Raw genomic sequence first — 14,937 nt, forward strand, 5'->3', positions numbered from 1 at the left:
AAGGGCCTCCTTTACAGGAAGCCCTTTCTATTTTATTTGCACCGTATACAAATTACTTTGCCAATTCCAATTGCAATGTTTTTGTAGGCTCGTCGCATACTTCAGTTGGACCAAAGTACTGGATAGGACCCGGATATACATAGTCGGTTGTAAGCGCCCAACCTTCGCGTTTTGCAGCAAAAGTCTTGAAAGGAGCACCGTCAAGTTTTACAAGAGCCTTCTGGATAACAGGCTTCATTTCTCCGTGACGTTTTTCCATGTTCATCATCATTGTGATGGGCACACCACCGGCAATCCATTGGTCGGCCGGAGCAGTTGTGTTACGTACAGACGACATGTAACCAGTCTTACCCGAAGCGATCAGGCAAGAAGCTGTATAACCCAAAGAATAGCAGTAGTCGGCATCGTAGTTAGAAGGAGCAGCACAACGGCCTTCGTAACCGAAGAAGTGTACCTGTGCAGCAAACTTACCAACATATTTACCTTCTTTCTTCCATTCAGCAAGACGTGTACCAACCATTTCGGCCAGCAATTTTTCTGTTTCGATCAATGAAACCTGTACGTTTCCGTGCGGGTCGCGATCCAATGTAAGCTGACGGGCAACACCTTCGGGCAGACTTGCATAGATTTCAGAATTTTCTTTTGTCAGCTTGCTGATGATATAGTTACGTTGTTCAGAACGTTTGATCAATTTGAACTCATCTTCGTGGTGAGCAAGGAAGTCACTCAGTTCGGCAATCAGGCGTTTCATGGCAGGAATGAATTCCACCAAACCTTCAGGAATAAGCACTGTACCGAAGTTGTCTCCGTTGGCAGCACGTTTGGCAACCACTTCGGCAACCTGTGTGATAACATCGTCCAATGACATATTCTTTGCCTCAACCTCTTCAGAAACGATACATACGTTAGGCTGTGTCTGCAAAGCACATTCAAGAGCAATGTGTGAAGCCGAACGACCCATCAATTTAATGAAGTGCCAGTATTTACGTGCTGAATTACAGTCGCGTTGAATATTACCGATTACCTCAGAATATACTTTACAAGCTGTATCAAAACCAAAAGAGGTCTCGATCTGCTCGTTCTTAAGGTCGCCGTCGATCGTTTTAGGACAACCGATTACCTGTACACCTGCACCGATAGCCTTATAATATTCGGCCAATACACAAGCATTTGTATTTGAATCGTCGCCACCAATAATTACCAGCGCTTTGATGTCAAGCTCCTTCAGAATTTCAAGACCTTTATCAAACTGCTCTTTTGCTTCCAGTTTGGTACGACCAGAACCGATCATATCAAAACCACCGGTGTTACGGTATTCGTCAATGATATCGGCAGTAAGTTCCATGTAATTGTGGTCAACCAATCCACCGGGACCCAAAATGAAACCGAACAAACGTGAATCCTTGTTCAACGACTTCAATCCGTCGAAGATACCAGCTATTACGTTGTGTCCGCCCGGAGCCTGACCACCAGAAAGAATTACACCTGCGTTGATGGCAGGCATCGCTTTTGGACTACTTGTCTTTTCGAAAGTAACCACAGGCATACCATAGGTATTGGGGAATAATTTCTTCACCTCATCCTGATCGGCAACTGATTGTGTGTAAGCACCTTCTACGGCCTTAACAGCACCTTTCAAAGCAGCAGGCACCTTTGGCTGGTAAGCTGCTCTTGCAATTTGTAATGCACTTTTTGTCATTTCTTAATCTGATTTATATAGAAACTTATCATTTGAGTCGCTCATAAGGCAGTAGTTTTCATTTTACACTGCCTAAGTAGTAATACGATGCAAATATCGCATTATTTATTGAAATACGAAAGCACATGCCAATCCATACTGCACAATTATTCAGTTCTTAAATCTTTTTAAGGTAAAACAAAGGGAAGTAACCGGCAAATCCATTATCTTCGCATCTTATGTATATGGATTCGCTTTATTTATTAAAAAACACAGTATATGAAAAAATTCCTTTTCCTGGCAGCTTCTGCAATAGCACTGATCAGCTGCAGTACCAAACCCTCTTATCAGCTTACCGGTAAGGTAGCCGGCGCCGACTTTAACGGAAAGTATGTGTATATGTATGAGTTTGGAGTACGTGATGCCGCACCATTGGATAGTGCTCTTGTTCAGGAGGGTGCATTTCTTTTTAAAGGTGATCAGGCCTCTCCTGCCCTTCGTGTGATCCGTTTCAGTCAGGCCGATATGGAAAACATCTCTCCACGTCAGACCGGACCGGGACAAAACCGTCCTTATTCTGCAACCATTGTTCTTGAGAATGCTCCTATTCTTGTTACTCTCGACACCGTATCTGTGGTTGCCGGAACTATTGAAAACGAAGCCATTCAGGCATTTACAACTGAAATGGAAAAAATAAATGCTGAAGAGGTTGCTTTCGCCAGCAGCATCGGTAACTTCGACAGCCTTACTGCTGAAGCCAAAGCTGAAGTAGAAAAGAAATCGGAAGCCCTTTTCAATCGCCGACTTGATTTTGCTGGAAAATATGCCAGTGAGAACCCAACCAAGCTATCCGGAGCATACGTATTCCGTTCGTTCAGCTCTTATCTGGACGAAGCCGTACAACAGGAAATTATAGCTAAAGCCGATTCCACCTTTAAGGCCGTACCGGGTATCGACCGCGTAATTGCCAGACTTGAGGTATTAGGCAAGGTTGCCGTAGGCCAGAAGTTCACCGACTTCGAGATGGCCGATATGGAAGGCAACATGCACAAGCTGTCCGAGTATGTTGGTCAGGGTAAAATCGTGTTGATCGACTTCTGGGCATCGTGGTGCCCTCCCTGCCGCAAAGAGATGCCTGCATTGGTTGAACTTTACAAAAAGTATAACAAAAAAGGCTTCGAAATTGTAGGTGTTTCATTGGATAAAGATAAAGACGCCTGGGTGGAAGGAGTAAAAAACATGCATATGGAATGGAAGCAATTATCCGATCTTAAATTCTGGGAATCAGAAGGAGCCGCCCTTTATGGCGTAAACAGCATTCCTCATACCGTATTGGTTGATAAAGACGGAACTATACTCGCAAAGAACTTGCATGGCGAAGAACTTAACACTAAATTGGCAGAGCTGATAAAGTAATTAAAAAAAGGGAGGGCAGCCTCCCTTTTTTATTGCATGATGTCGAAAAAACAACTACTTTTGCAACGTCTAACTTAAAAACACTTACGTAAGGTATTTATAATTATCTTATATTATAATAAATTAGCGATTATGATTTATTCACATGAAGTACAACACATGTGTGTTGTAAAAAAGGGAGCTAACCATCCGTCTGCTCCAATTCCTGAAGAAGGAAAATGGGTTAGATCCAAAGAAATCAGTGACATTTCAGGTTTAACACACGGTGTTGGCTGGTGTGCACCTCAACAGGGTAGCTGTAAGCTTACGCTGAATGTAAAAGAAGGAATCATCCAGGAAGCCCTGATCGAAACGATCGGTTGTTCGGGTATGACTCACTCTGCTGCTATGGCATCTGAAATTCTTCCGGGTAAGACAATCCTTGAAGCCCTGAACACAGACTTAGTTTGCGATGCGATCAATACCGCCATGCGCGAATTGTTCCTGCAGATCGTTTACGGTCGTACACAGTCGGCTTTCTCTGAAGACGGTCTTCCTATCGGAGCAGGTCTTGAAGACTTAGGTAAAGGTCTGCGTAGCCAGGTTGGTACTATGTACGGAACTTTGGCGAAAGGAACCCGTTACCTTGAAATGGCAGAAGGTTATTGCACCCGCATGGCCCTTGATGCAAATGACGAAGTTATCGGTTACGAATTTGTTCACCTTGGCAAGTTTATGGAAATGGTGAAGAAAGGTGTTGAAGCCAATGAAGCGCTAGAAAAAGCGAAAGGCTCTTACGGTCGTTTTAAAGAAGCTGTAAAATACATCGATCCTCGTAATGAATAAGAAGATAATACAGCGTGTCCTCATCGGGCTTATTGTAATCATTGTGATTGCTTCTGTAATCTGCTACATGGTGTTACCACCCTGGAAAGCATTTTATCTGGCGTGCTGTGGAGGCGTGATTATTATCAACCTTCTTCTATCCTTATTCTTTGTAAGCAAAAACTTTAAAAAGTAGCTTACAAATAGCTAAACAACAACAAGGTAAAAAAATTTAAAGACAATATCATTATGGCTTTATTTGAAAGTTATGACCGTCGTATCGATAACATCAACGCGGTATTAAACCAATACGATATCAAAGACATCGACGAAGCAAAAGCTATCTGCGATGCTGCCGGTATCGATCCTTATACCATGTGTAAGGAAACACAACCAATCTGTTTTGAAAATGCAGCATGGGCTTACGTTGTAGGTGCAGCAATCGCAATCAAGAAAGGTTGTAAAAATGCAGCCGACGCAGCAGAAGCTATCGGTATCGGTCTGCAGTCATTCTGCATCAAAGGTTCTGTTGCCGACGACCGCAAAGTAGGTATCGGTCACGGTAACCTGGGTGCACGTTTGCTTCGCGAAGAAACAAAATGTTTTGCATTCCTTGCCGGTCACGAATCATTCGCAGCCGCCGAAGGTGCAATCAAAATCGCCGAAATGGCAAATAAGGTACGTAAAGAACCATTGCGCGTTATCCTGAACGGTTTAGGAAAAGACGCAGCTATGATTATCTCTCGTATCAATGGTTTTACCTATGTACAGACTCAGTTCGACTATAACACAGGCGACCTGAACGTAGTTAAGGAAACTCCTTATTCTACAGGTCTTCGTGCAAAAGTAAAATGCTACGGTGCAGACGATGTACGTGAAGGTGTTGCCATCATGCGTGCAGAAGGTGTTGATGTATCTATCACAGGTAACTCAACCAACCCTACCCGCTTCCAGCACCCGGTTGCAGGTACATACAAGAAAGAATGTATGGAAAACGGACATAAGTATTTCTCTGTTGCTTCTGGTGGTGGTACAGGTCGTACACTTCACCCGGACAACATGGCTGCCGGTCCTGCTTCTTACGGTATGACAGACACTATGGGTCGTATGCACGGCGACGCTCAGTTCGCTGGTTCTTCATCAGTTCCAGCTCACGTAGAAATGATGGGATTCCTTGGTATGGGTAACAACCCAATGGTAGGTGCTACCGTTGCTGTTGCCGTAGCCATCGAACAAGCTATGAACAAGTAATTAGAATAATTACGATACAAAAACTCCTGCAGTCACAATGATTGCAGGAGTTTTTTGTTTTAACCAATAATCCAATCCGGCAGGTGACTATGTTTTCAGTTTAAGGAATCTAAAAGTGTCTACTCAATTTTTTATAAGTTACACTGTATTAGCTAAAAACCAACACCCCTTCTACGAAAATTTTCCCTTAAGTATAAAAAAAACTTCCCTTAAGTAAAAAATATTTTTCCCTTAAGGGAAGTTTTTTCGGTACTTGTATTCTCATTTGCAGGTACTTTTTGTCCAAAATGTATATACTTTTTGTGTTGTTTATTATGACTTTTGCAGTTCAAAGATATATGAATTGTTTCTCAAAGATATATGAATCGTTGCTCAAAGATATAGGATCTGTTTTTCAAAGATATATGAATCGTTGCTCAAAGATATAGGATCTGTTTTTCAAAGATATATGAACTGATTTCCAATCATATAGGATTGAAATCAGTTCATATATCTATTTAAACCGAGATGACAGATAACAGATGCTAGGGATCTGTCACACGGTATCTGTCATCGTCAAAAGCCGCTTCAATAAAGGGATCCGGGCCTAAAAATGATGGATGACAGATCATTTTGCGAAAACTCAGTTTATTCGCAAGGAAGTATCTTTTCGGATATAATTCAATTACTGCTTTGGAGGAATGATTCGGAATAATTTATCAAAAATCGCTGTTTTTTGTAAATAAATAGAGTCACACATCTTTTCTCTCGGTTCAAATTCTATTAATCCAAAGTGTTTCATAAAACCTTTTATTATTCGTTCTCTATAAGAATTGTTATAATCCCAACATAATGTATCTTCACTAACTGGTGATTCAAAATAAAGAGGAAAAGCATTGTAATTTTTCACCGCATAAAATTGTTCAATACGCTTTTCCGTTCCATAACGAGCCAGTAAAACGATTGAAAACGCAACCTCAATTCGAATAATATCGCCATATATGTTCATAAAATCTAAGATCTCCCAGTCAATCTTTCTACAGAAAGCTCCAATTAAGGTCTTTAATAACAAGGAATCGTCTTTTAAGTTGCGAACTCCTTCAACAGTAAGAGAAAGTACCCCTTTCCTTTTCTTGATTAAGCCTGCTGAATGGGCCAGGATTCTCACAATTCGAACCCTCTTCGAATCTTGCTCTTTAGCCAATTTGTATATACCTGCTTCTATAAAATCATCAGATATACCTAGAGAATACAATTCTTTTACAATTTTAACCGGTAAATTTCCTTTGGCAGTGAGTTTTAATTCTTTTTTTTCTTCAATAACTTCCATAAGTCGCTTAACCTGCCTAAAAATTGGAATCATTGCATATTCTTCCGACGAAAGTTTATTTAACTGAACCGGACAATCGGACTCGAAAGGTGAGTATAACATCAGTGTAATTTCCCTGGGAGAGTAACCCTCATATACTTCAATTCCAGAATTACACTCCTTAATAATTGACATAGTCAGCAAACGTTTAAACTCTTCCAGCGAAGAAGAAACACCCAACACCTCTTTATTATAGAGGTACTCATTTACATAATTCTTTAAATCCTGAAACATTTCTATTAAAGTTTTGATTAATAATAACTGATCAAAGATAAGCACAAATAACTTACTAACCCAATTTATCCCCTACAAGATTCCATAAATCTAAAATAAACTGTATATTTACCGCAATTCGGAGTTTGCCCCATGAATCCGAAACAACGATCTAACATTATAAAACACAAAAACATGAAAAAGAACTTAATTTGGTTATTCCTTTTGCTGTGTGCAATTCCGGGAATTTCCTGCGACAAAGATGACGAAACCCGCGTACTAAAATTAGTTTGGGAAGAAAATTTTGATCAAACCAATGGGTTTGACACCAAAACTTGGAGCAAGATCCCCCGAGGTACATCCGACTGGAACAATTACATGTCTGATTTCGATTCTCTCTACAAGGTATCCGATGGTAACCTGATTCTTAGGGGAATCAACAACTACACCCTACCAAACGATACGGCTCCATACCTGACAGGAGGTTTATATACCAAAGATAAAGTAACCTTTACCTATGGCAAAGTAGAAATACGCGCCAAACTGCAAGGAGCAAAAGGTGCCTGGCCTGCCTTTTGGATGTTACCACAAGATGGTAAATGGCCTTTTGGTGGCGAGATAGATATTATGGAACGACTGAATCACGATGAAATCGCATACCAGACCATTCATACAAACTACACGTATGTATTAGGTATAAAAGAACCTAAAAACGGAAGTACCGGAAAAATCGATCCAAACGGATACAACACATATGCCGTAGAGATCACCCCGGACAGTCTGATCTTCTCCATAAACGATATACATACATTTTCGTATCCCAATCTGAACAACGACAAAGAGGGTCAGTATCCCTTTGGGAAACCTTTCTATTTGCTGCTTGACATGCAATTAGGAGGTACGTGGGTTGGAGAAGTAGATCCGAAACAGCTTCCTGTCGAAATGAAAATAGACTGGGTAAGGTATTACAGATAATCCATAAAGGCCCAACGTTTACGGGTCTTTAGGTATTCAGGATTTTTCTGGTGGGCATAACATTCGGCTTCGAACGATATATTACGGTAAGCATGGGGCTGCCTAATCAACAGCCGGATGGCCCATTCAATAAAATACCATAGATAGAAAAATACAACCAGCATCTCTTTTTGTTGGGCAACATGAATCTTTTCGTGATTTATCATAATCGTCTTTACACCTTCGGGCATTTCGTCAAAATAGGATTTCCGCATGATGATAAATGGGAAAAACGTTATTCCAATTATGTCGTCGGGCAACATAAAGGTTTTACTCATAATAACTCGTACAAATCTCATTGTCTTAAAGTGGTTATAATTATTAGTTTACAAAACTATATAATTTACATCAATAAAAGAAGTAAATAGTAATTTTAGTATTATTTTTTGTTTATCTTTACCTGTACTAATAAAAACCAGGTCTGCCATGTTTCATTCTGAAGAATACATAGTTGACAAGAATGATCGCTGGATGATACAAAAATATTTGCATCTTCAATTTGGGGGAGCAACTGCTATAGAAGATAAATTTGCACCCCGGCACGATGCAGCCTTTGTATTTCATTTTGGTGACAGGCCGATACTACGTGATGGCAGCAACTACGTGCTTGAACCTTTCTTTATAGCCTCCATTCAACGCCGGGCATTACAAATGTGCATTCAGGGCAATCTGGATAGTTTTATTGTTATTTGCAAGCCAACCGTACTTTCCAGGTTATACAATCTCGATATGGATCCGGTTTCAAAACACAGCATCAGCTTACCTAACAACCAGCTATATCCTATTTGGGAACAGTTAAAAAATTGTTCAACCTTCACCCAAAGAGTTGCTCTTTTTCAATCGTACATAAACCATTCATTTCCGGCTCCCTATATTCCAGATGCCATAGACAAGTTATATGAAGAGATTGTAAACCATGCAATCAATACACCGCTGAAATATCTTATCGAAACATGCGGAGGAAGTCCTCGTACCATCGAGCGTAATTTTATACACCGGCTGGGCGTATCACCCAAAACACTGATGCGCATTGTTCGTTTCAATTACCTTTGGGATAAAATACGTACAGAACATGTACTAGACTACCAAGACCTTGTATTTGACGGCCATTTTTTTGACCAGAGTCATTTTATTAAAGACTTTAAGGATATCATTGGCGAAACACCCTCTTACTTCTTTAAGCGTAATTTACAACACCTGCAGATTATCAGCGGCAAGGGCGCCGGGAATTCCTGATTTTGTCGTTTTTTTACAATTTTAGATTAGATTAAGTCCTTTCCTTAGCTAAATAATAAGGTTGAACCCAATTTTACGCTTATGAAACGATTTATTTTATTAGCAGGTATTTGTATCCTTTCCGGATTACAGGCAAACGCCCAGGGCTGGTTGGAAAAGATGGGGAAAAAAGTAAAAGAGAAAACTGTAGAAAATGTTGAAGAGCGTATTGAGCAAAATACAGAAAACGCCATCGACAAAGAGTTGGACAAAGCCGAAAAGGCTGTAAAGCAGTCGGACGACAGGGATAATTCTGATTCATCTGATACAAACGAAGGCAAAGCATCAAATGGTGTCAAACAAACAAAACTGGAGGGTACATCTCAATATGATTTTGTACCCGGCAACAAAATTCTCTATTTTGAAGACTTCTCGCAAGATGCCATTGGTGATTTCCCGGCACAGTGGACCTCCAATGGATCCGGCGAAGTTAAAACCGTAAACATCGCTCCCGGCAGATGGCTGCATCTGAATGGCGAAGATGCGGTATACTGTTACATGAAAGAGATTGAATTTCCGGATAATTTCATTATAGAATTCGATCTTATTCCCGACAATCAATTCGATTATGGCATCGAGTTAACTCTTTACCAAGAGGATAAGTCTGATCCGAAAGAGCTGAACGACAACCTTTATCCCGGAATAGGAGGAATACAAATTGTTCCTAAAAAAGATGGATGGGAGACCAAAGGATACCATACAGATAAAGACTGGCTTACAGGCAACGCATCGCGTAATCCGGTTATACAGGAAGAGCTGAACCATGTTATTGTATGGATACAGAAACGAAGGGTAAGAATATACCATCAGGGGGCCAAAGTACTGGATGCACCTACAAATATTTATCCCGAAACCAAATTCGACAGACTTCGTTTTTCGGGATGGGACAGACATAGCAGCCCGTATGTAAGTAACCTTAAAATCACAACGGCTGCTTCGGATACCCGCAGTAAACTAATAACCGAAGGGAAACTGGTAACCTACGGAATCACATTTGATGTTAACAAAGCAGACATAAAACCCGAGTCCTACGGCACGCTGAAAAGTATTGCTGATGTATTGAAAGAGAATCCGGATATCAAAATCAAGATTGAAGGTCACACAGACAGTGATGGCGATGCCGCAGCCAACCTCGAATTATCCAAACTTAGAGCCGATGCAGTTAAAAAGCAACTATCAACCGGTTTTGGTATTGAGACCGCCCGTATGCAAACGGCCGGTGCCGGCGAAAACATTCCTATCTCGCCAAACGACACTCCGGCCAATAAAGCTACTAACAGAAGGGTGGAAATTACGAAACTGTGATAGCAAGCTACGCCAACCTGTTTGTCGGTTCGGCATTATTTAGTATTTTTACACCAGATTCGGGAAAGTTCTTGATATAAGGCTTTCCCGAACTTTTTAGCCATTAGCTATTTTTTTACTAATAAAAAAAACACAAACAATTTATGTTGAGACTTACTAAAACAGGTATGCTGTTTTTGTGTAGCATCGCTACCTTGTTATCTTGTCAGGAAAGACAAGTGGTAAAAGCTGATTATCAAGTCATCCCTATGCCCAGGGAGATAGTGGCAGATAATCAGTCGGCTTTCAAGCTTACTTCTGCAACGACTATTCATTTCCCTGCAGACAATTCCCAGATGGAAAAGGTTGCCAATTTTCTGGCAGGATATATCGAAACCAGCACAGGAAATAAACTAAAAGTAAGCAGTACAGAATCTGCACAGGCTATTTCGTTAGTCATAGACGAGAGTATCTCTAATAAAGAAGGATACGAATTAACGGTTTCTGCCGATGGAGTACGTATTGCCGGCTCTACTCCTGCGGGTGTTTTTTATGGTGTACAGACGCTGCGCAAATCCATTCCTGCTACAGGTGGTAAAAAAGACGTTGAACTGGCAGCCGTAAAGATTAGCGATTATCCACGTTTTTCTTATCGCGGTATGATGCTGGACGTAAGCCGTCACTTCCAACCGGTAGACTCTGTAAAAAACTACATCGACCTGTTGGCCTTACACAATGTGAACCGCTTACACATGCACCTTACAGACGATCAGGGCTGGCGTATTGAAATTAAAAAATACCCAAAGCTTACTGAAATTGGTTCTAAAAGAAAAGAAACAGTGATAGGCAGAAATACAGGCGAGTACGATGGAAAACCGTACGAGGGATATTATACGCAGGAACAGCTAAAAGAGCTTGTTAAATATGCCGGCGAACGTTTTATCACCATAGTTCCGGAAATAGACCTTCCAGGTCATCAGCAGGCAGCACTCGCCTCGTACCCGGAATTCGGATGTTCAGGCGGCCCATACGAAGTATGGACGCAATGGGGAGTTTCTGAAAATGTGATTTGTGCCGGTAACGATCAGGCGTTGACCTTCCTGGAGGATGTCTTGGCGGAGGTTATTGATATATTTCCCTCCGAATACATCCACATCGGTGGCGACGAATGTCCGAAAGTTCGCTGGGAAAGCTGTCCGAAGTGTCAGGCTCGTATCAAAGCAGAAAATATTAAAGCCGACAAACTACATAGTGCCGAAGCTTACCTTCAAAGCTACGTAATTTCAAGGATGGAAAAATTTGTGGAAAGTAAAGGTCGTCACATTATCGGATGGGACGAGATTCTGGAAGGAGGCCTGGCCCCCAATGCTACGGTTATGAGCTGGCGTAGTATGGATGGTGGTATCCAGTCAGCACAACAGCACCACGATGTGATTATGACACCCTCTTCTCATGTCTATTTTGACCACTATCAATCGACCGACACGGACAACGAACCATTGGCTATCGGAGGATTCTCGTCGCTTGAAAAGGTATACAATTTCGAACCTGTTCCGGATGTGCTTACAGAAGAGGAACAAAAATATATTATCGGTGCCCAGGCTAACTTGTGGACAGAATACATCCCTACTTATGCACAGGCTCAATACATGACTCTCCCCCGTTTAGCTGCTCTGGCAGAAGTTCAGTGGTCTGCAAAGGAAAAGAAGGATTATCAATCCTTCCTGAACCGGTGTGTAAAGCTTACAGATCATTACATTCTGAACGGATACAATTTTGCCAAACATCTTTTTGATGTGAATGCCGAATTAAAGACAGACACTGAAAGCGGCAGTCTTATTATCAGCTTATCAACGTTAGGCGATGGCGAGATATATTATACAACGGATGGAAGTGTACCCAGCGTAAAAAGCAATAAATACGAAACACCGGTTCAGATAAAGACTGATACACACTTCCAGGCCCGGGTAATCCGTTCGTCGGGCGAAAGCCGGGTTTACGAAGAGAAAATATATTTCTCTAAAGGCACCATGAAACCCATTGTCCTGACTGAGGAACCCAGCAAAGGGTACAGCTTTAACGGAGCTCCGGTACTAAACGACGGAATAAAAGGAAACGGCAACTACAAAACGGGGCGTTGGCTGGGCTTTCAGGGAAAAGACATCGTGGCGACTTTTGATTTGAAAGAGGCTACCGAAATCAGCAAGATTCGCTTCGCAACAAATGTTGTGAAAGGCGATTGGATTATGGATGCCCGTCAGGTTTATGTAAGTGTTTCGGACGATGGCAAGACTTTCCGCGAAGTGGGTAAAGAGGAATTACCCGAAATGCAGATGGCTGATAAAGACGGACTATTTGTGCATGAAATTGACTTCACTTCCGTTAAGGCTAAATATGTACAGGTAACAATCAAGAAGGTAAACTTACCATCATGGCACGGAGGTGCAGGCAATCCGGCCTTTATTTTTGTTGACGAGATAGAGATTCTTTAAAAACACTTTTGAAGGTGGTTTCTGATAAATAAAAAAGAGGAGGGACTTATCCCCTCCTCTTTTTTATTTATAAAACGAATAATCAGATGCAACCTTTATTCGCGATAATGACAGCAACCCGGCAGAGCATCGTATACGGCTTTATCAGCTTTATGCAACGAGGTATCGTGTCCAACTTTCGCAATGGCTTTACTTACTGCTTGTAACGATGTTTTAGTCGTATCAATCTGGAGTTTGAGCACTTTCGTTTCCTGGTTCCATACAGCTTCTGTAACCCCTGCAACTCCTTTTGCCGTTGTTTCAATACGTTCTTTACACATGCCGCAACTGCCTTTTACCTCCAGGGTAAAGGATTTAGTCTTATTGCTTTCAGACATACCATGCATGTGCGCCGAAGAATGATTTGTTTGCTGTACAGTATTCTGTGCAGGCATTACATGACCATCGTGACCGGTTACAGGTTTTGTCTTCACCGGATTCATCATGCTGCGTTTGCCTTCCAACTGTGCGCTGGCATCAATGGAAAAGACACCATTGGTTACAACCTCTTCTCCTTCGTTAAGTCCTGCCAGTACAACATACGATCCTCCAAGAGAAGGTCCCAAGTCTATTTCACGTAAAAGGAATGCAGGAACATTTACGTTGGGTTGCTTCACGTAAACAACCGATCGCTTACCGGTCCACAGTACAGCCGACTGGGGTATCACCAGCTGGTTATCGTGTCCGCGCAACGAAGCCTCCAATTGAGCTGTTGCGTACATTTCGGGTTTAAACTCCATCCCCGGATTACCGGTTTCCACCCTCACCCGTGCTGTACGCGTTGTTGGATCAATCATCGGATCAATAAATGCAACAATACCTGTAAATGTTCGTCCCGGTAGAGCCTGTAAGGTAAAAGAAATCTTATCTCCTTTTTTAATAAACGGCAGATCGGCTTCGTATGCATCGAACAATGCCCACACCTTGGATAAATTGGCAATATCGAACAGTACGCCTCCCTGCGAGACATAGTCGCCGGTGTTTACACGCTTTGTCATCACCACACCACTTACATTTGCTTTGATGGCTACCGTTGAGGATGGTTTACCCGACTTTTCTATCGCTGCAATCTGTTCTGGTGTAAGCTTCCAATAGGCAAGTTTCTCGCGCGCCGCAGTAACCAGCATAGGCTGTTGCATCCGGATAGCTTCCAATAGCTCTTGCTGCGCATTGAATAGTTCCGGCGAATAAAGTGTTGCCAGCGTCTGTCCCTTTTGAACAGTCTGTCCGGTAAAAGCGACATTCAACGTTTCAATACGTCCGGATACATGGGCTGTTTGCGACTGCAGACTTCGTTCGTCTGGAGCAATTTTACCATATAAACGCATGGTTTTTACAGGATTGCCTTTGCTTACACGTGTAGTCTGCACATTGGCTAACGCAATAGCCTCCTCCGATAGTTGAATAGCATCGGGATTGACCGCTTCGCCTCCTTCTCCTCCCCCCTTACGCAAAGGAATAAGATCCATGGCGCATAACGGACATTTTCCGGGTTTGTCTTGTTTAATTTGAGGATGCATTGAGCAAGTCCAAATTTCAGATTCTGCCTCACCAGCAGCATGTTCATGATCATGTGTAGACGCCTCATTGGACTGGTTTGGGCTAAAAAATGCCCATCCCAATAAAAAACCGCCCAGAATAAGAGCTGTATACCGAACTGCTTTCAGTTTTATAATATCTTTAATCGTTTTCATTCCAATATATTTATTTTATTATTTTACAGAAAAGGCCTGATAGTTTGGAATACTTTATTCCAAAGACCGTGCTATAAGTTTCTCTATCCCCGCCACCCGGGTGTTATAATCGGCCACCGCCTCACTCTTCTTGAGCCGGTAATCAAGCAACTGCCTTTCCACCCCGATTACATCGGTAAGGGTAGCCGAGCCGGCCGAAAATTCGCGTGTGATAAGATGATACGTTGATAACGAAAGCTGATATTGTTTTTCGTATAACGTAATCTTACGGGATGCCTCCTCCAACTGCTGCTTTAACGCACTGTAATCGGACATCATTATATTCAGGATGTCTGCATATTTCAATTCGCTGGCCTGTCGATAATAAGCGCTTTCACGTTGTTGTGCGTTGTATTTTTTACGGAAGATAGGTATGGATATTTTGACCAT

Annotated in this window: 12 protein-coding genes; 7 read left to right on the plus strand and 5 right to left on the minus strand. The window is 41.9% G+C overall.

Annotated elements, in window-relative coordinates; all coding sequences use genetic code 11:
- Positions 1-52: 52 nt before the first annotated feature.
- A complete protein-coding gene (locus tag AB7E53_RS05650; RefSeq protein ID WP_079681915.1) occupies positions 53-1,699 on the minus strand; it encodes a diphosphate--fructose-6-phosphate 1-phosphotransferase in 1,647 nt (548 codons plus the stop codon).
- Positions 1,700-1,957: 258 nt separating this feature from the next.
- On the opposite strand from AB7E53_RS05650, the gene AB7E53_RS05655 reads away from it, so the two are divergent.
- The 3 genes from AB7E53_RS05655 to AB7E53_RS05665 all read left to right on the plus strand — a co-directional run bounded on the left by AB7E53_RS05655 (position 1,958) and on the right by AB7E53_RS05665 (position 5,149).
- A complete protein-coding gene (locus AB7E53_RS05655) occupies positions 1,958-3,094 on the plus strand; it encodes a redoxin domain-containing protein (RefSeq protein ID WP_421467652.1) in 1,137 nt (378 codons plus the stop codon).
- Between the two features lie 132 nt (positions 3,095-3,226).
- Positions 3,227-3,919, plus strand: a complete 693-nt coding sequence (locus tag AB7E53_RS05660; protein WP_068178307.1) for an iron-sulfur cluster assembly scaffold protein — start codon at positions 3,227-3,229, stop codon at positions 3,917-3,919.
- Between the two features lie 228 nt (positions 3,920-4,147).
- A complete protein-coding gene (locus AB7E53_RS05665) occupies positions 4,148-5,149 on the plus strand; it encodes a GGGtGRT protein (protein WP_079681912.1) in 1,002 nt (333 codons plus the stop codon).
- A gap of 664 nt (positions 5,150-5,813) precedes the next feature.
- On the opposite strand, the gene AB7E53_RS05670 is transcribed toward AB7E53_RS05665, so the two are convergent.
- The gene (locus tag AB7E53_RS05670; protein ID WP_068178317.1) at positions 5,814-6,731 is read right to left on the minus strand and encodes a hypothetical protein; all 918 of its coding nucleotides are present in this window, start codon (positions 6,729-6,731) and stop codon (positions 5,814-5,816) included.
- 174 nt (positions 6,732-6,905) lie between these two features.
- Here AB7E53_RS05670 and AB7E53_RS05675 point away from each other — a divergent pair, with 174 nt between their 5' ends.
- Positions 6,906-7,685, plus strand: coding sequence for a glycoside hydrolase family 16 protein (locus AB7E53_RS05675; RefSeq protein ID WP_446774662.1), 780 nt, complete (start codon positions 6,906-6,908; stop codon positions 7,683-7,685).
- Here the strand turns inward: AB7E53_RS05675 and AB7E53_RS05680 are convergent.
- Positions 7,676-8,002 (minus strand): hypothetical protein, encoded by a 327-nt coding sequence (locus AB7E53_RS05680; RefSeq protein ID WP_446774664.1) that lies wholly within the window; start codon positions 8,000-8,002, stop codon positions 7,676-7,678. The two genes, AB7E53_RS05675 and AB7E53_RS05680, sit on opposite strands and share 10 nt — an antisense overlap.
- Positions 8,003-8,150: 148 nt before the next feature.
- Between AB7E53_RS05680 and AB7E53_RS05685 the strand changes: the two genes are divergently transcribed.
- The 3 genes from AB7E53_RS05685 (at position 8,151) to AB7E53_RS05695 (ending at position 12,775) form a co-directional block, all read left to right on the plus strand.
- The gene (locus AB7E53_RS05685; RefSeq protein WP_068178324.1) at positions 8,151-8,960 is read left to right on the plus strand and encodes an AraC family transcriptional regulator; all 810 of its coding nucleotides are present in this window, start codon (positions 8,151-8,153) and stop codon (positions 8,958-8,960) included.
- A gap of 81 nt (positions 8,961-9,041) precedes the next feature.
- Positions 9,042-10,304 (plus strand): OmpA family protein, encoded by a 1,263-nt coding sequence (locus tag AB7E53_RS05690; RefSeq protein ID WP_068178327.1) that lies wholly within the window; start codon positions 9,042-9,044, stop codon positions 10,302-10,304.
- Between the two features lie 143 nt (positions 10,305-10,447).
- A complete protein-coding gene (locus AB7E53_RS05695) occupies positions 10,448-12,775 on the plus strand; it encodes a glycoside hydrolase family 20 protein (RefSeq protein ID WP_446774666.1) in 2,328 nt (775 codons plus the stop codon).
- A 95-nt stretch (positions 12,776-12,870) separates the two neighbouring features.
- Here AB7E53_RS05695 and AB7E53_RS05700 read toward each other — a convergent pair whose 3' ends face one another.
- The gene (locus AB7E53_RS05700; RefSeq protein ID WP_446774668.1) at positions 12,871-14,508 is read right to left on the minus strand and encodes an efflux RND transporter periplasmic adaptor subunit; all 1,638 of its coding nucleotides are present in this window, start codon (positions 14,506-14,508) and stop codon (positions 12,871-12,873) included.
- Between the two features lie 54 nt (positions 14,509-14,562).
- Positions 14,563-14,937, minus strand: a 375-nt coding sequence (locus tag AB7E53_RS05705) for a TolC family protein (RefSeq protein WP_446774670.1), incomplete at its 5' end; no start/stop codon positions are given.

Origin of the sequence: Macellibacteroides sp. (genome assembly GCF_050251695.1) — a bacterium.
GTDB classification, from domain to species: domain Bacteria; phylum Bacteroidota; class Bacteroidia; order Bacteroidales; family Tannerellaceae; genus Macellibacteroides; species Macellibacteroides fermentans.